Source organism: Enterococcus sp. C65, assembly GCF_040887165.1.
GTDB lineage: Bacteria > Bacillota > Bacilli > Lactobacillales > Enterococcaceae > Enterococcus_B > Enterococcus_B hirae.
This window is the reverse complement of the sequence record NZ_JBFOFG010000007.1, coordinates 149360-168166: the sequence shown is the minus strand read 5'-3', so window position 1 is coordinate 168166 and position 18807 is coordinate 149360. Positions and strand designations below refer to the sequence as shown.

Below are 18807 nucleotides of genomic sequence, written 5' to 3'. Positions count from 1 at the left end.
AGAAAGGAGTAGAGGATATGCAGAAAAAAAGAATGTTTCAATGGCTGCTGCTAGGTCTGCTGTTAGTAACCGGATTCTTCCCATATAGAGGCTATGCTACTGATCCTGAGACTGTGACGTTCATCTTACACAAGAGAGTCCTTGTAGATGAGTCGATCACAGATCCACAGACCTCTCCATCAAATGGCAGACAATTGACAGAAAATGAATTGGCTAACTTAAATGGCCTTGGTCTGAGTGTTCCTTATAATGGCGCCACGTTTCATGTCTATCATTTGACGGATTATTATCTTCAATCACAAGAAGATGCGCAAGCTTTAGCTAAACGCTTGGGACAGATGAACCCGATCCAGATCGAACAATTTATTGCAGAGCAGCAATTAGAAGAAGTGACAGGTAGTCCTGTCCTAACGCAGACTCATGCTGAATTTGGCGAAGGAGTGGGTGTGGTCGATGTTCCCAGAAAGCACAACGGTCACTATGGAATTTATCTGATCGTTGAGGATCATTCCCAGCAAACTAGTTATTTCAATGTGACAAATGCTGCACCGATAATGATTGGCTTGCCTCTAATGGATCCACTAAATGAAGTAGAGCTGACTCAGATTCATCTTTATCCTAAAAATGCTGGGTATTTTCGACAACCGTATTTTTACAAATATGGCAAAGAAGAAGACACTGAGCAGACCGAACCTCTCGAAGGTGTGATTTTTTCCCTGTTTCGTTATAACGAAGCTGGGGAAAAAATCTATTTAGCGCAAAATCAGGAGGCATTAGGGGATGTGTGGAAACAAAGTGATGATCCCTTAAACGATGAAGCAATCGCAACCTTCATCTCTGATGCTGCAGGGCGTGTCAAGATAGCAGACCATTTTTTGATCGGTGGTGAATACTATTTTGAAGAATTGCAAACTCTTCCGGGGTATGAGATCAGTGAAGAAAATCGGCAGATTCCATTATTTATCCCAAATACTTGGAAAAATGAATCAGGTGAGTTTTTATTCATGACACTTAATGAACAAAAAATGTCGGAACCTTTTTCTGATGAACAGGACGAATCGATAGAGAAAGGGCCTAGAATCTATAACATTTCACGAGCAGGAGAGTCTCAAAAGGACGATGATCTGCCAACGGATGCTGGGGGAGGACAAGGAGGAACAGCGACAGGGACGGAACAGTTATTCAATCGTCTGTTACCACGTACTGCAGAAATGAGACAAGCGCTAGCTATTTTAGGCATTGCGTTGTTATTACTGGCTTACTTGTTAAGGAAGTACATGAACAAAACTAGGAGGGAAGAAGATGACTGAAAGTAAAAAGAATAAATTCAGGATATTCGTGATGCTTGCTACGTTGTTGTTTTCGGCATTCAGTATTTTAGGAATGAGTCTTCCAGTAGCAGCAGCCCCAGAGCATGTGAATGTCACGCTTCATAAACGTGTTTGGCAGGATGAAATCCCGAAAGAAGCGTATCAACAAAATACTGGTGAACTAATGGAAAACTTTGGCGGCGATCCGTTAGACGGCGTGACATTTTCTGTCTATGATGTCACAGAACAATATTTTCGTTCTATCAGAGAGGATGGGAAAACAGCACGAGAAGCCTTGGAAAGAATCCAGTCTGATGCGGCTTTATATAAAAGAGCCCCTGATTATGCCAGTGGCCCTTTGCAGACTCAAGTGACAGCAACAGCAAGTGGCGAGACCGATCCAAACAGACAGGGGATTGCGGTCTTTGACCAATTACCTCGAAAAGATGCCCAAGGTAGAGATGCTGTTTATCTCTTTGTCGAAGAAGAATCACCAGCGAATATATATGAAATGGCATACCCACTACTTTTGGCTTTGCCAGTCTATGCTGGTGATGGAGAACTAACAGAGATCCACCTCTATCCTAAAAATATTTTGAAAGAACATTCGAAAACTTTAGTAGATAGCGGTCGGTTTAATGAAGTAACAATCACTCAAGATGGGAATCAAGTAACCTACTATGATGTTGGAACAGATGACATCTTAAATTATCTGTTGACGGTTGCTGTTCCCCGTGACTTAGGTAACAAAGCATTTTTCGAAATCACGGATACACCAACTAATGGGTTGCGACTAACGACCCCTGATTCAATCGAAGTATTGATTGATGGTGTAGCGGTACCTAGTAGTTATTTTACGATTGATACAGCTGCTCCGAATGGTGGGTTTACGATTACTTTCCACATTGACAATGAGGAAGTGGTTGAATTATTACAAGGAAAAACGCTCACGATTTCTTATGACATGTCGCTCACGGGTGATGCAATCACTCAACTATCTGATAATACCGCCACAATCGATTTTGGCTCGGATCCTACGATCTTAGATGGACCAAAAGTCAAGACGAATGAGCATCAATTTAGAAAGATCAATAGTCATGATGGTAATCTATTAAGCGGGGCGGTCTTTCGGATTTTTAAAGATTCTGATGGTCAAGTATTGTACGCACGTCTGAATGAAGAGAATGTCTTGATTGGTTGGGATGATGTCGGGACAGAAATAACCTCAGGACCAGATGGCTATTTTGATATTCGGGGCTTTAAAGCGGGAACTTACACGTTGGAAGAGGTGACGGCTCCAAGTGGTTACGTCATTTTAGATCCTTATACCACTTTTGAAATTGATCCAACTGCTTCAGAGACACCTTTAGTTACGATCGAAAACCAACCTCAAGGGCTTTTACCGGAAACCGGTGGTATGGGCATCTATATTTTCCTGCTGATCGGGGGACTGATTCTCTTAGCAGCCTACGTCGTTTATCGACAAACGAAAAAAAAGCCAATGTAAACAGGTTTTGAAGGAGGGAATATCCAATGTCCCAAAAACAGCGACCAAAAAAGTGGCTTCGGATCGTGATGTATCTCCTTTTTTTAACAGGTGGATTAATTGCGAGTTATCCTTTTTATGTCAATGCCTTCAACCAACTCGTTGATCATTATCGTATCAATGAGTCTCAAAAAACGAAAGCAGAACAGCAACAGGCACGAGAAAGAGCCAAAAAGTATAATCAAGAACTAGCAGAAAGAGGCATGGGAGCGATCACGCTCCCAACCTACACTGGACGGAAAGAAGCGGACCTCGCTAATTATTTAGCAAATCACTTGATTGGTTCGATTCAAATTCCTAAGATTAGGATCAGTGTTCCGCTGTTTGACCATGCAAGCCCAACGATCCTCCAATATGGTGCTGGTGTTTTGGAAGGCACATCCTATCCTACTGGTGGCAAAAATAATCATAGTGTGATCTCTGCCCATAGTGGGATTCCTGAAAGAAAACTTTTTACGGATCTCGATCAACTGGAGTTGGAGGATATTTTCATTATCACCTATGCAGAAGAAAAGTTGGCCTATGAAGTGAATGACATCACTATTGTGACCCCTGACGACGTTAGCTCTCTAAAAATTTATCCAGAGGAAGATCTCGTGACTTTAGTCACCTGTACACCGTATATGATCAATTCCCATCGATTATTAGTCAGAGGACATCGAGTGCCTTATACAGAAGAACTAGCCCAAAAAGAAGCGAATGCAGAACAAAGACAATGGTGGCTCAATCTCATGATCTTACTCATTTTATTGCTCTTTGTAGGAAGTCTATCCCTGTTCATTCTGCGAGTCATACGTGAAAAGCCAATAGAATAGAAAAAGACATGTTGGATTACTTGAGAGAACCAACAATGAGAAAAAGCCCATAACCATAGAAAGCTTAGTGAAAACTTTCTAGTTATGGGCTTTTTTATATTCGTCAATTAGCAAAACTGTCCAAAAACATTGATAAGCCATAAAGAAGCGAACGGAGTAATTGAACAAAGCCAATTATTTCAACATTTTTTCTTCTCCACACAATACAAAATCGGTGGATTGTTTTTTTGATTAATAAATTGATAGTTTAAAACATTATACTGATCTTGAGGGAGCATTTGACAAAACTGTTGTACCATATCCAGTTCTGATTTCCCACCTTCATGACCATAGTAGACGACGATAATCATGCGTCCTCGAGGGGCTAAACGTTTCAGTATCTCTTCCATTGCGATTTTCGTTGTTTCAGGTAAAGTAATGATTGCTTTGTCACTCTTAGGAAGATAACCTAGATTGAAAATCCCTGCTTTGATTGGTTGCTCTGGAGAAACGACCTTCCCCAGTGTCTCATGACCTTGTAAATAAAGAGAGACTCGATCGGTCAATGCTTGTTCAGCGAGTTTTTCTTTCGTGGATTGCAAGGCAGCAGGTTGGATATCAAAACTGTAAACATGTCCGGTCTTCCCGACCAATTCAGCCATAAAAAGCGTATCGTAGCCATTACCCATGGTGGCATCAATAGCATGGTCACCTGGTTGCAGGGTTTCTTTTAATAACGTATGGCTAAAGTGTAAAGCAGTTTGTAGCATTAGCAACGCACTCCTTTACGAACATCAAATTTCCCTTGATAACTATTGCGACGAACCAATTCTTCATCTATCGCATTCAAGACTTCCCACTTTTTCAAACTCCACATTGGTCCGATCAACGAATCCCAAGGCGCATCACCGGTAAGCCGATGGATAATGATTTCTTGAGGGATCATTTCCAATTGATCACAAATCACGTTGACATAATCAGGACGGGTCATCAGTTGCAAACGACCTTCATGATAATCACGAAGCATCCTTGTTTTGCGCATCAAGTGCATTAAGTGAAGCTTGATTCCTTGGATATCTGAATCAAGGATCGTACGTCGGACATTTTCACGCATCATTTCTAATGTTTCACCAGGTAAACCGTTGATTAAGTGAGTGCAGACACGAATGCCATGTTTTCGTAATTTATTCACACCATCAAGGTAAGTTTGGTAGTCATGTGCGCGATTGATCAGTGTAGAGGTTTCTTCAAAAGTCGTTTGTAATCCTAATTCGACCCACAGATAAAGCCGTTCATTTAGTTCTGCGAGATAATCCACGACCGCATCTGGTAAGCAGTCTGGGCGAGTACCAATCGACAACCCGACAACACCAGGAAGGTTGATCACTTGTTCAAAACGCTCGCGAATGATTTCTACAGGTGCATGAGTATTCGTGAAATTTTGGAAATAAACGATATATTGGGTTACCCCTGGCCATTTTTGATGCATCATATCGATTTCTTTATGGAACTGAATAGGTAATGGGTCTTCGGGAGCGACGATCATATCACCTGATCCAGAAACACTACAAAAAGTACAGCCCCCGTGAGCTACTGTACCATCACGATTGGGGCAGTCAAATCCTCCATCGATTGGCACTTTGAAAATTTTCCCGCCAAATTCATTTCTTAACGCATAATTCCATGAGTGGTAGCGTTTATTTCCATCTGAATATGTAAATTCCATTGTTATCCTTCTTTCTTAATGGTGCTAAATTCATCACTTTCTTCTACTCGTATTGAACGATTCAGATCATTATACCTGATGAATGACGTAAAATCTAAGCACTTTATAACGATAATCGTTCTTAGGATCAAGTAAAGAGACAGATTAACTAATCATCAAAGAAAAAAGTTAACTGTCTCTCCACAATTTTTTATTGATTTGGATGATTTGTAACAAAAGTTCTCACTAAAAAATACTTGTGTGAGATCAAGACGTTTTCTGCGTGTTTAGCCATTTTTCTTTTTGGGTTCGATAAATTGGATACGTGAAGCATAACCACGAGAGGCTAAGTAAAAAGCCACCTAGAATATCACTTGGAAAATGAACGCCTAAATAAATACGGCTAATCCCAACACTTACTATAATAAACGCTAGAAGTATTTGAATCAATGGACGAAAGACCTTTTTTTGAATAATGACAGGAATTAGAAAAATCAGTGTACCATATAAAATCATACTACCAGCTGCATGACCACTAGGAAAACTGTAACTGTGCTCTACCACAAGGTGTTCAAGGGTTGGGCGAACGCGCATCACGAATAGTTTGATCACAGGATTGATGATCCCAGCAATGGCAATAAAATTAACCGCTAACCAAATCATTTCAGGTCTTTTTTTCTTCCACCATAACAAAAATGAAACCAGCAAGAAGACTAAGATGACCGTGAGTGGATTGCCAAATTTTGTCATAAACAGCTGATAAGCATTCCAATGGGGATAGGGAGCGCGGATCATTTCTGTTATTGATTGATCAAATCCCGCCAGTAAAGAAATACGGTATTTGACAATGTAGCCTAAGACTAAAAAGAGCAGTAAAAAACAAGCTCCAGCTACATGAAAAGTTGTACGTTGCTTCATAAATATCCTCCTTTTCAACAATGACTCATTATAGCATTATTCTCTCTATAAATAATATCCATAATTATTTATAGAATCGAGCACTTAATCAAAAAATAAAAAAGGTATTTTATTTGTAAATCACTTTGTAATCTCCTAGACATTTTCAAGTAATATAACTGACATACTTTGACTGGGAAAGTTTAAATCGATTATTTGTTAAAAGTCGTTAAAATCAAGCGGGGAAAGGTGCTATTTTTTTCTCAGTGTTGAACATTACGAAAGGTTACAGTCTGATTACAATAAGCAGTCACACACTTAAATAACTTTTAATAAAGATTAAGAGAAGTTATAATTATTATAATAGTATAGAAATTGTAGATAGAAGTTGGAGGATAGAAGATGGAAAACATTGCAAGAAAAGAACGTAGACGTTTAAATGAAACCAAACGTTTTCGTAAAGTAAAACGTAGTGCTGCACTTGTCGGTACGGCGATGGTCGGCTGTTCTGTGGCAGCGCCATTGATTCAGCCTGTACAAGTAGATGCTGATCAAACCCCCACACAATTCGGTGCCAGAATCAATACAGCAGCGTTTATTGCTGAGATTGCTACGTATGCACAACCAATTGCCCAAGCCAACGATTTATATGCCTCAGTCATGATTGCTCAAGCAGTCGTCGAAAGTGGTTGGGGAAGTAGTGCCTTGTCACAAGCACCTTACTATAATCTATTTGGGATTAAAGGAAGTTATCAAGGTCAAACTGTTTATATGGATACACTCGAATATCTTAACAATAAATGGGTATCTAAAAAAGAACCTTTCCGTCAGTACCCTTCTTTTGCAGAGTCATTTAATGACAATGCCTATGTTTTAAGAAATACCTCTTTTGGTAATGGCTATTATTATGCAGGTACTTGGAAAAGCAATACTAAATCTTATACTGATGCTACTGCTTGTTTGACAGGTCGTTATGCAACTGATCCAGGGTACGCTGGAAAACTAAACAATATTATTACAACCTATGGATTGACCAAATACGATACACCAGCTAGCGGCAACGCTGGAGGCGGTGCAACGATTGGAAATGGCGGGAATACGGGAAATACATCCAATTCTGGAAGTACTAGTGGGAACTCAGGCGGTTCTGCAACTACGACTGGTACGACTTATACCGTCAAATCAGGAGACTCCGTTTGGGGAATCTCTCATTCATTTGGAATCACGATGGCGCAGTTAATCGAATGGAATAATATCAAAAATAATTTTATCTATCCAGGACAAAAATTAACGATCAAAGGTGGCCAATCTGCAGGTTCTTCAACCACTAACACTGGTAATAATGCTTCTTCTGGAAATACTTCTGGCAACACGAATACGTCTGGCAGTACGGGGCAAGCAACTGGTGCAAAATATACGGTTAAATCAGGCGATTCTGTTTGGAAAATTGCGAATGATCATGGGATTTCGATGAACCAACTGATCGAATGGAATAACATCAAGAATAACTTTGTTTATCCAGGTCAACAGTTGGTTGTTTCAAAAGGTAGTTCTTCAGCAAGCGGTTCTACTTCTAATACATCGACAGGTAATACATCTAGTAATACGGCAAATACAGGAAGTACTACTTCTGGAAGTACTTATACTGTCAAAGCAGGCGAATCGGTTTGGAGTGTTTCGAATAAATTTGGAATTTCCATGAACCAACTGATTCAATGGAACAATATTAAAAATAATTTTATTTACCCAGGGCAAAAATTGATTGTCAAAGGTGGCTCATCTTCAAGTAATGCGTCCGCTTCGACAGCTAATAACAAGAACACCGCATCAAGCAATACCAGCTCAACTGCGACAGGGCAAGCGACTTATACTGTCAAGGCAGGCGAATCAGTATGGGGTGTTGCAAATAAAAATGGGATTTCCATGAACCAGTTGATTGAATGGAACAATATTAAGAATAACTTCATTTATCCAGGACAGAAATTGATCGTCAAAGGTGGAAGCAGTAAAGCAAGCGCAACAGCAACAACCAAACCAACAGCTTCAACGCCAGCTTCTACAACTCCAACGGCTTCTTCAACGGGCGATACGAAGTACACCGTTAAAGCAGGCGAATCGGTGTGGGGCGTTGCCAATAAACACCATATTACGATGGATCAGTTGATTGAATGGAACAACATCAAAAACAATTTTATTTATCCAGGACAAGAAGTCATCGTTAAAAAAGGCACTGCACAATCAACGCCAGCGAAATCAGATGAAAAAACCTATACCGTCAAAGCAGGCGAATCAGTATGGGGCGTTGCCGATAGTCATGGAATCACCATGAATCAATTGATCGAATGGAATAATATCAAGAATAACTTTATTTATCCGGGACAACAGTTGATCGTCAAAAAATAAGTAATGACACATGGCAGGAAATCAGTAAATGTGTGAAATAATATTTGAACTTGTAGCATTTATTTGTTACTATGAATCTACACTTTTGAGTAAATAAAAATCAACGCCTGAAAAGGAAGTAGTAAAAAGTCGAAAGTTTTAGAGAGCACATGGTTGGTGGAAATGTGTACGGACGCTTTTGAACTCGCCTTTGAGTTGCGCCTACTGAAATCACAAACAGAGTAAGTAGGAGCGGTGACGACCGTTACAACGTTTGAGGCCTTTGTGAAAAGGCAAAATTAGGTGGTACCACGTAGATTACGTCCTATAAAAAGAGCAATCTTTTTATAGGACTTTTTTGTTTTCTTCAGATGAAAAAAACAAAAAGGTGAGGCTAGACTTCACTAAACTTCGACAGATTGATGTGGAAGTACAAATAGATCAGGGGGATAGAAAATGAGTTATAACCATAAAGAAATCGAAAAGAAATGGCAAAAATACTGGGCAAAAAACAATACCTTCAATACCCATGATGATCCTGAAAAACCAAAGTTCTATGCGTTGGATATGTTTCCATACCCATCAGGTCAAGGATTGCATGTTGGACATCCGGAAGGCTATACAGCAACAGATATCTTATCTCGTTTTAAACGCAGTCAAGGATTCAATGTCTTGCATCCGATGGGATGGGATGCGTTCGGACTACCAGCCGAACAGTACGCATTAGATACAGGAAATGATCCAGCTGAATTTACACAAAAAAACATTGAAACATTTCGTCGTCAAATCAATTCTTTAGGGTTTAGTTATGACTGGAATCGTGAAGTCAACACAACTGATCCAGAATATTACAAATGGACACAATGGATCTTTACAAAATTATACGAAAAAGGTTTGGCATATGAAGCAGAAGTAGCAGTTAACTGGGTACCTGAACTTGGTACGGTGATCTCTAATGAAGAAGTGATCGATGGAAAAAGTGAACGTGGCGGCTACGATGTCGTCCGCAAACCAATGCGTCAGTGGATGCTAAAGATCACTGCATACGCAGATCGTTTACTTGATGATCTTGATTTAGTAGATTGGCCAGATAGCATCAAAGAAATGCAACGCAACTGGATCGGTCGTTCAGTAGGAGCAAATGTTGAATTTAAAGTTGCTGGAACAGACAAAACGTACACGATTTTTACCACACGACCAGATACACTATTTGGCGCAACGTACTCTGTTTTAGCTCCTGAATTAGACTTGGTGCAAGAAATCACGACGCCAGAACAAAAAGCAGCAGTTGAAGCATACATCGAAGAGACAGCTAAAAAATCAGATTTGAAACGTACAGATCTAGCGAAAGAAAAAACGGGTGTCTTTACTGGAGCTTATGCCATCAATCCAGTTAATGGAAAAGAGATCCCGATCTGGATCGCTGACTATGTGTTAGCTTCTTATGGTACTGGAGCAATCATGGCTGTTCCTGCTCACGATGAACGTGATTATGAATTTGCAAAAACCTTTGATTTAGAAATTCTTCCCGTGATCGAAGGAGGAAATATTGAAGAGGCTGCTTATACAGAAGATGGTCCTCATATCAATTCTGAATTTTTGAATGGCATGAATAAAGCAGAAGCCATTGCTAAAATGAATGAATGGTTAGAAGAAAATAGTTGTGGGAAAAAAGAAGTCAGCTATCGTTTACGTGACTGGTTATTCTCACGTCAACGTTACTGGGGGGAACCAATTCCGATCATTCATTGGGAAGATGGTACGGTCACAGCTTTACCAGAAGAAGAGCTGCCATTACGTTTGCCTAAAACGACTAATATCAAACCAAGTGGAACAGGAGAATCGCCACTGGCTAACATCGAAGAATGGGTAAATGTTGTCGATCCTGTGACTGGCAAAAAAGGTCGCCGTGAAACCAATACAATGCCACAATGGGCAGGAAGTTCTTGGTATTATTTACGTTATATCGATCCACATAATAAAGCAGAATTAGCGAACTATGAGAAATTAGAACGCTGGTTGCCAGTAGATATCTACATTGGTGGAGCAGAACATGCCGTTCTTCACTTGCTGTACGCTCGTTTCTGGCACAAATTCTTATATGATATCGGTGTTGTACCTACAAAGGAACCATTCCAAAAATTATACAACCAAGGAATGATCTTGGGAGAAAACAACGAAAAAATGTCTAAATCACGTGGCAATGTCGTTAATCCAGATGATGTCGTGGCCAAATATGGCGCAGATACATTACGATTATATGAAATGTTTATGGGACCATTAGACGCATCGATTGCTTGGAGTGAAAATGGACTAGAAGGAAGTCGCAAATTCTTAGATCGTGTTTGGCGTTTGATCGTGGATGAAAACAATAAGATGCGTGATCGAATCACCACTTTAAATGATGGAAAATTAGATAAAGTGTATCATCAAACCGTCAAAAAAGTTACGGAAGATTACGAAAATCTTCACTTCAATACAGCCATCTCTCAATTAATGGTGTTTGTCAATGAAGCGTATAAAGTGGATGCACTACCTTATGAATATATCGAAGGATTTGTTCAATTGTTGGCACCGATCGCACCACACATGGGTGAAGAACTATGGGCAATCTTAGGAAATGAGGAAGGGATTTCTTACGCACCTTGGCCAACTTATGATGAGTCAGCTTTAATCGAAGATGAAATCGAAGTTGTCTTCCAAATCAATGGTAAGGTCCGAGGAAAAGCTAATGTTTCACGTGACTTACCAAAAGATGAACTTGAAAAAATAGCGATGAACAATGAAACGATCAAAGAAAACATTGCTGGCAAAACTGTTCGTAAAGTGATCGTTGTACCAAATAAATTAGTAAATATCGTGGCTAATTAAAAAGCAGGAACAAGTGAATTATAAGAGATTGTTGAAGGAGCTTTCGATGAAACCCAGAGCCACTTTCAGAATGAAGAACAGATCATTAAAAACAATTTTGGCTGTTTCAGTATTTTAAGATGTTTTATAAGTCGCAATCAGTTCAGCAAGTTTATAACTGAATAAACAAAAAAGAGATTATGACAAAAGTGTCTAGCTCTGAGAAATAAGCCGGAAAAGAGGTTGAGCCATGTGTTGGCTCAACCTCTTTCTTCGGCTTATTTTCCGTTAGAGCTTGAAACACCGTGGATAAGATCGTGAAAGAGGCGGATAGCTCCGAGCAGATGCTTAAATACTATTTATTTGTCTTGGGTCGCTTCCTCTCAAACTCTTTTATAGAAAAATAAAGTGAAGAGAAACTAAAACAAAGAAAATATCAATTGAAGAGTTAGAACCATTCACCGAGTGGAAGTTTGCTGACGTTTTTTTTTGTGAATGACTATCCAAGATGAACAGTTATTTTTTGTTAGTTACAAAAGTGAAAAAAACAAAAAGTGTTTTATTAAAATTGCTTATGTCTCACAATATTTGCATCGTGATACCTTTTGAACGTAAACAAATGACACATTTTTTTAAAACATTGTTATTTTTATTTAGTTGGCATGTTTTCTTTTTTTTTAATACCAAGCTATAGTATTACGCTATTTTGTTTTTTTTATTTTAGAAAAATGACAGGCCGATGAAACAACCGCAAATCTGTTAAAAATTACCATTCTATCGGTAAAAAAAGGTTTTGCTCTAAGCGGATAATCGTAGATAATTTTAGTGTAGGTGTTTCATATGTTTTTGGAGGTGAGTATACGTAAGATTAAAATGAAAAATTTTTCTTTACATAGTGATTTTTGTTATGTTAATAGTCAAATAAACTATCATCTCATGAGCAAAAAAGTAACCTTTTACAAATATTAGGAACGTTCACACTAGGAATGTTCATAAGAAATAATAAAAATTTTGTTTATTTAATCTTTCCTTTTAGAGAATTTGAGCAAGGAAAAAGAGTGAGTGTATTAGTAAGAGAGGAGGACAGAAAATTTGAAAAGCAAGCATTTGCGAACGATAACAACCTCTTTGTTGTTGTTCCAAAATTGTCTTTATCCATTAACCGTTTTTGCTGAGGAAGCACCACCAGAACTAGATACGGAGTTTGTACAGGATTTACAAAATCAAGGGGAACAACCAGTGATGCAAGAACCTGTTTCACCTGAAACAGCTGCAAACGACTCAACAGAAGAGTCAATCGAGGTAGAGGAGCCAGTAGAAGAAAATACAGAGGAAATCGTAGAAGAAGCACCTGCAGTTGAGGAAGTACCGATCGTTGAAGAACAAGAAGTGGAAGAAGTACCAACTGAAATACCAACTGAACAGCCAACTGAAGTAACGGAACCTGTGACTCCATGGGAAGATCCTGTACCACCAGTCCTTCGACAAAGTGCTGAGTTAAGGAAGAATAATTTACCAAACCTAGATAAATATCGACCTGATCTGATAGCAAATGGGAAAAAAAGTTATATTGAGAAAACGTTAGCGACACAGATTAATCGCACTATTATGTTGGGAGCTGCCGTTGGTTCGAAGACTTCCTTTACTGTGAATGTGCCTACCTATGAGAAGGTCACTCAAGATAAAGATCATGGTTGGATTTCTTGGATAGCAAGTAATCTAACCACAACGGATGATTATCCATACGATACGATGTATTATGGGAATCATTCATCTTACCGCGGAACGTATACGTTAACGATTCCATCTGATCAAAGTGTCAATGGGTATCAAGTGACGGTTACGAAGCCTAGTATTTCTTCTTATGCCGCATCTTTTACCGTCACGATCACTAGGCTGGCATCGACCAGTGCAAAAGAAGATCGATTAGTACTTAACGGAGACGTGAAACTAGGGACGACGGCTGTAGCCTCCCAATACTCTGTTTTAGACTCGATCCCGATCGAAGATGTTTCGTATGTCAATGCTTTGCTGGGAACGATTACAGTGAAGAAAGAGCAACCTGAATTTGAGATCAAAAATGAAGTGATCGTTGAAGCACAAAGAGGAAAAGAACTGTCTACGAGCATCCTAAAATCTTGGTTTTCTACGATATCGGAGAATTCAGGGAATTATGACTATAGTCTGTCTTCCGGACCGGCAGAATGGGCACCTGGAGCAACTGGAAAAGCTACAGTTATTGTCAAAAATAAAACAACGAATAACACGCAAGAATTTACGACTAACTATACTGTTGTAGATACTACTGCACCAAAATACACAGTAATCAGGGATGCACCATTGGAGGCTAGACGAAAAGGGAGTCTCACTGATGAAGAACTAAGGAGTATATTTGAAAAACTAGAAGATAACTGGAGTAAACCGGAGGATCTCCAGATTGAGTTATTTGATTATAACGGTTCCAACGTTCCTTGGGAGATTGCTGGGACTCAACCAGGTGTTGAAATTGTCAAGGTACGTGTGACCGACCAAGCAGGGAATGCTGCTACGGGAAGTGGTTATCGTATCCAAGTGGTTGATACTACGCCTCCTGATGGGAAACTAAAAGACAAAATCGTGATTGAACAAGGAATGGAACTGAAAGATTTAAGAGATTTACTAGAGGGTGATCCAACCGACAATTGGTCCTTGCCAGAAAAAATCAGTCTTTCGTTGGCTGTTGATGGCGGCAAGCAAGTCTCGGAATTACCTAGGGGAGAGCATAAATTTACGCTAACCTTGACGGATGAGGCTGGAAATCCTAAAGAGCTCAAAGGTACGTTACACGTCGGTGATGCGTTTAAAATCAAATCGGAAGTGGTTGTCCAAGCACAAAGAGCCAAAGAGCTATCAACTGAAATTCTCAAAAGCTGGTTTGAACAATTACCAAACAATCCTGACAGTTATGACTATCGTCTGTCTTCCGGACCGGCAGAATGGGCACCAGAGACTAACGGACAAGCAACAGTCGCTGTCACAAATAAAGCAACAAATGAAACAAAAGAATATGAAACGAAATACTCCGTCGTAGACACTAAATCACCCACCGCAACACTTAAAAAAGAGATCGTGTTTGAAGCAAGGCGTACAGGTGCGCTCACGCAAGCAGAACTACGAGAACTGTTGATTGAGAGTGATCTGCAAGATAATTGGAGTTTACCAGAAAAGATTACGATCGGATTGACTAACATCGGATCCGCAAATGAACCGTTTGAACTTGTTGGAAAGGCACCAAGTATGTACAGTAATATTTTTATTACCTTAACAGATGAAGCAGGAAATACGAGTCGATATCTGAAAAATATTTCAGTCGTTGACACGCAAGCACCAGAGGGCAAGCTTAAGGAGTCACTGTTTTTTGAAAAAGGCAGTAAAGAGCCAGATTTACGAGAGTTATTAGATGGCGAACCCACCGACAACTGGTCGCTACCAGAAAATATCAAACTTGCATTAAGCTTCAAGGACGGCAAGCAGTTTTCAGAATTACCTGAAGGGGCGCACGAGTTTACGTTAACCTTGACGGATGAAAGAGGAAATGCTAGAGAACTTAAGGGTAAGTTGTACATCGGTGAACGGTTTGAAATAAAGTCTGAAGTGGTTGTTGAAGCCCAACGAAGCCAAGAATTATCTCGGACGATTCTAGAATCATGGTTTGATAAACGACCAAAAGATACCGATGATTATGAGTATCGTCTGACTAATGGACCGAAAGAATGGGCACCTGGAGCAACTGGAGAAGTAACAGTTGCTGTCAAAAACAAAACAACGAATCACACGCAAGAACTTACTACTAAATATACAGTAGTAGATACGAAGGCACCGACAGCAGAGTTTGAACGGAGTGTTTCATTTGAAGCAAGACGTACAGGCAGTCTTAGCCGAGAAGAGTTAATGAGTGTGATTAAAGAAGGGACTTTACAAGATAATTGGAGTTTACCAGAAAAGATTACGATTGGGCTGGAGGATCTTCAAGGAGGAAAGTTTGAAATTGCTGGGAAAGTGCCTTCATCTACTGCGTATGTTGTAGCCTCTGTTCTAACAGACGAAGCAGGAAACCAACAACACTTTTCACCTATAAATCTATTGATCGAGGATACAACACCTCCAGAAGGAAAGCTAAGAGATTCACTTGTCTATGAGCAAGGAAGTGAAATGCCGGATTTACGAGAGTTGTTAGATGGCGATCCAACTGACAATTGGTCCTTACCAGAAAATATCCGACTTGAGTTAACTTTCGAGAATGGCTTAGAATTTTCTGAGTTGCCTGCAGACGATCATCGATTTACGCTGAAATTGATTGATGAATTTGGCAATAAAACAGAACTAGACGGAATATTGACGATTACATCTAACGCACAATACATCGATGTCACCATTCCTGCACGTATGAGTTTTGTACAGGAGGATATTCTAGCTGGTATCGCTTCACCAAATTATGAGATCAAAAATAATTCCAACCGTCCGGTATCCGTTTATGTGGATGCCATGACTAGTCTTGAAGAAACCGAACGATTAACTGAACTGACATTAGGTTTGCAAAATACGGATCATGAACAAGAGGTAGTTTTAGTAGCAAATGGTCAAAATCTATCAGAAACCGTTGAACTTGTCACTTTAACAAGTGAACAGAATGCTTATGAGTTCTCTTTCTTTGGAACAGCAGGTGACAACATCTTGTCGGAAACCTTAGATGCGCCAATCAGACCTAGTTACTTGATGCAGTTGCATTTTAAAACACCATGAGATATAGACCTATTCAAAAGAGGTCGTGAAAGCATCGGATAGTTCCGAAAACAAACAGAAAGAATTTTTTAACCAACTAAAAAAGAAACTGAGGCAAGTTTTAGCTCAGTTTCTTTTTTTGTATGTTTTTTTCTTCCTAATCGATACGGAAGTATTTCTTTTGTAAAGAAAACGTTTACAATCTATACTTTAAATAGAACGAAAAGGAAGGAGCAAATAAAATGAAAAAAGCATTGATTATTTGTGCAGCAGGGATGTCATCTTCTATGATGGCTTCTAAGACCACGGATCTATTCAAACAAAAGGGGGAAGAAATCGAAGTCGATGCGGTATCTGCGACAGAAGGCGATAAAATGATCAAGTCAAGCGACTTTGATTTATTTCTCATTAGTCCTCAAACCACGATGTTTTTAGATAAGTTTGTTAAACTAGGAAAAACGGTTGATAAACCTGTGGTTAGTATTCCCTTTCAAGCGTATGTTCCGATTCCCACAGGTATTCAGAAATTAGCGGAATTGATTGAAGAAAATATCTAACTAGGAGTGGATAAAGATGAAACAGATCGAAAAAGCATTGTTAGGGCTATTGATCAACTACCAAAAAAAATATATCACTAGTCATGAGCTTGCTTCTGAATTGTCTTTATCTGATCGAACAATCCGTAAATACATGGTTGATGTCAAAGAGAAAATTGAAAAAAATGGGGCAAAAATCATTGCCAAACAAGGACAAGGATATCAGTTGGCGATCTTAAAGCCTTTGGCATTTGCATTTTTTTTAAAACATCAAAATATCGCAGCTGATCAAGGCATGTCTGAAATGGAATTTTTTGAAACTGAAGACCGGCAAAAATATCTGTTGAATAAGTTATTGCTAGAAGATGAAGCCATTTTTATGGATGAATTAGAGTCGGAACTCTTTATCAGCCGTTCTAGTTTATCCAATGATCTAAATGAGATAAAGGCAAAAATCGAGCCCTATGCGTTAAAAATTTGTTCTAAACCACGACAAGGAATGTGGATCGAAGGATCAGAGCAAAACAAGCGCCATTTTATTATGGACACGTTTTTTGGAGATCAAGCAGCGAACTCTTTAAAAGATTATTTAGTGAACAGTCACTTTTTCAATGAATTCAATTTTGAAGAGGTTTTAATCATTATTTTAGATGAGATCCGAGAAGCAAATTTAAAAGTTTCTGATTTTATCATGCAAAATCTAGCATTGCACCTAGCATTGACGATCAAGCGAATCAACGAAGGATTCCCCATTGAAGCTTTAGATTTTAGTGAAGAGTTAGTGGATCGCCGTGAATATCAGGTAGCAAAAAAGATCGTTCAACGAATGAATCGTGTGACAAAAGTACCTTTTCCAGAAGCGGAAATTCATTATCTGACATTGCATTTGGTTGCTAAGTCTAATCCCATCGAAAAAATAAATGATGAGCTGCTTTACGAGGAATTAGCAAGAGTGATTGAGCAGCTTGCCGACTTTTTTGGCGATTCACTGATTGAGGATCAACAATTAAAAAATGGTCTGCTTAATCATTTGACGCCAATGGTGGTTCGTCTACGGCAAGGGATTACTTTAGAGAATCCGTTGACTGAGGATATAAAAAAAGAAAATATGGTCGCCTTTGAACAGACGAAAAGAATATTTAGTCAAATGCCTATGTTACGACAATTCACGATCAATGAAGATGAATGGGCGTATCTTACCTTACACATCATGGCAGCTTTAGAAAAAGTCAGAACAGCGAAAAAAATACGGGTATTGATCATTTGTGCAACTGGTTATGGAAGTGCGCAATTGTTGAAGAATCGTGTGCTTGCTGAGTTTGGCGAAATGCTCTTAGTGACCAATGTCAAAGGTTATTACGAGATCAATGAAATGACTTTGATGGGCGTAGATATGATTATTTCATCAATCGATTTATCAACGATGATTTTTAAGATCCCCGTATTACATGTGAGTGTCTTTTTGAATCCACTAGATAGCCAAAAAATTCGACAGACGATTGCGGACTTACAACCTTGTCCGTCAAAAAGAATAAAAACTATTTGCACAGATTCTCCGAAAAAAAGACAGGATTATCATGGCCAGCTTTCTGAAAGATGGTACAAAGTCTATTCTGAAAGACCAACTAAAGAGACGGTGATTTTAGACCTACTCTCGCTTTTAGAAAAAGACGAAGTAAAAGATTATACCCTTGAAATGATGGCACAAATCAGCAAGCGAGAGAAAATGGGACAGATTGTCTTCAGTGAAACCGTTGCAGTCCCACATCCAGCTATTCCAGTAGGGGTCACGACAAAAATTGCAGTCGCAGTGATTCCGGAGGGGATGTTTTGGGATGATTACCAACAGATCAAATTTGTTTTTCTCGTGTCACCATCTTTTATTGAAAACGAAGAAATTACTATAGTGACAAAAGCAATTGTGCAATTAATTGATCGCACAGATTTGCAACAACAAATTTTAATTGAACCAACGTTTGAAAATTTTAGCAATCATTTTGACGAGGTGATTGAATAAGGAGGAATA

11 protein-coding genes and 1 other annotated feature are annotated in these 18807 nt (G+C 39.2%); of the genes, 8 read left to right on the top strand and 3 right to left on the bottom strand.

Annotated elements, in window-relative coordinates; all coding sequences use genetic code 11:
- The first annotated feature begins 17 nt into the window (after window positions 1–17).
- Genes AB3I12_RS09745 through AB3I12_RS09735 form a run of 3 tightly spaced genes read left to right on the top strand, consistent with a single transcriptional unit; the run spans window position 18 to window position 3671 of the window.
- Window positions 18–1310, top strand: coding sequence for a pilin N-terminal domain-containing protein (locus tag AB3I12_RS09745; RefSeq protein WP_063627625.1), 1293 nt, complete (start codon window positions 18–20; stop codon window positions 1308–1310).
- Complete coding sequence (locus tag AB3I12_RS09740) at window positions 1303–2817, top strand: SpaH/EbpB family LPXTG-anchored major pilin (RefSeq protein ID WP_063627624.1); 1515 nt, start codon at window positions 1303–1305, stop codon at window positions 2815–2817. Before AB3I12_RS09745 ends, AB3I12_RS09740 begins: the two co-directional genes overlap by 8 nt.
- Window positions 2818–2843: 26 nt before the next feature.
- Window positions 2844–3671 (top strand): class C sortase, encoded by an 828-nt coding sequence (locus AB3I12_RS09735; protein WP_063627623.1) that lies wholly within the window; start codon window positions 2844–2846, stop codon window positions 3669–3671.
- 179 nt (window positions 3672–3850) lie between these two features.
- Here the strand turns inward: AB3I12_RS09735 and AB3I12_RS09730 are convergent, their stop codons facing one another.
- The 3 genes from AB3I12_RS09730 to AB3I12_RS09720 all read right to left on the bottom strand — a co-directional run bounded on the left by AB3I12_RS09730 (window position 3851) and on the right by AB3I12_RS09720 (window position 6273).
- Window positions 3851–4420: a class I SAM-dependent methyltransferase gene (locus AB3I12_RS09730; protein ID WP_063627622.1), complete on the bottom strand. Its 570-nt coding sequence runs from the start codon at window positions 4418–4420 to the stop codon at window positions 3851–3853.
- Entirely contained in the window at window positions 4420–5376 is a 957-nt protein-coding gene (locus AB3I12_RS09725; protein ID WP_010736968.1) for a TIGR01212 family radical SAM protein, read from the bottom strand. Before AB3I12_RS09725 ends, AB3I12_RS09730 begins: the two co-directional genes overlap by 1 nt.
- 246 nt (window positions 5377–5622) lie before the next feature.
- Window positions 5623–6273, bottom strand: coding sequence for a phosphatase PAP2 family protein (locus tag AB3I12_RS09720; RefSeq protein WP_010721028.1), 651 nt, complete (start codon window positions 6271–6273; stop codon window positions 5623–5625).
- 381 nt (window positions 6274–6654) lie between these two features.
- Here AB3I12_RS09720 and AB3I12_RS09715 point away from each other — a divergent pair, with 381 nt between their 5' ends.
- From AB3I12_RS09715 to AB3I12_RS09695, 5 genes are all read left to right on the top strand, one after another.
- Window positions 6655–8655, top strand: coding sequence for a muramidase-2 (locus tag AB3I12_RS09715; protein ID WP_063627621.1), 2001 nt, complete (start codon window positions 6655–6657; stop codon window positions 8653–8655).
- A 99-nt stretch (window positions 8656–8754) separates the two neighbouring features.
- Window positions 8755–8965, top strand: a binding site (T-box leader).
- Window positions 8966–9090: 125 nt separating this feature from the next.
- Window positions 9091–11505 (top strand): leucine--tRNA ligase, encoded by a 2415-nt coding sequence (gene leuS / locus AB3I12_RS09710; RefSeq protein WP_063627620.1) that lies wholly within the window; start codon window positions 9091–9093, stop codon window positions 11503–11505.
- A 1071-nt stretch (window positions 11506–12576) separates the two neighbouring features.
- Entirely contained in the window at window positions 12577–16266 is a 3690-nt protein-coding gene (locus tag AB3I12_RS09705) for a hypothetical protein (RefSeq protein ID WP_063627619.1), read from the top strand.
- Between the two features lie 221 nt (window positions 16267–16487).
- Entirely contained in the window at window positions 16488–16802 is a 315-nt protein-coding gene (locus tag AB3I12_RS09700; protein WP_010736972.1) for a PTS cellobiose transporter subunit IIB, read from the top strand.
- A gap of 16 nt (window positions 16803–16818) precedes the next feature.
- Window positions 16819–18798 carry a transcription antiterminator gene (locus AB3I12_RS09695; RefSeq protein ID WP_010736973.1) on the top strand — a complete coding sequence of 660 codons (1980 nt, stop codon included), beginning with the start codon at window positions 16819–16821 and terminating at the stop codon, window positions 18796–18798.
- The last annotated feature ends 9 nt before the right edge of the window (window positions 18799–18807 follow it).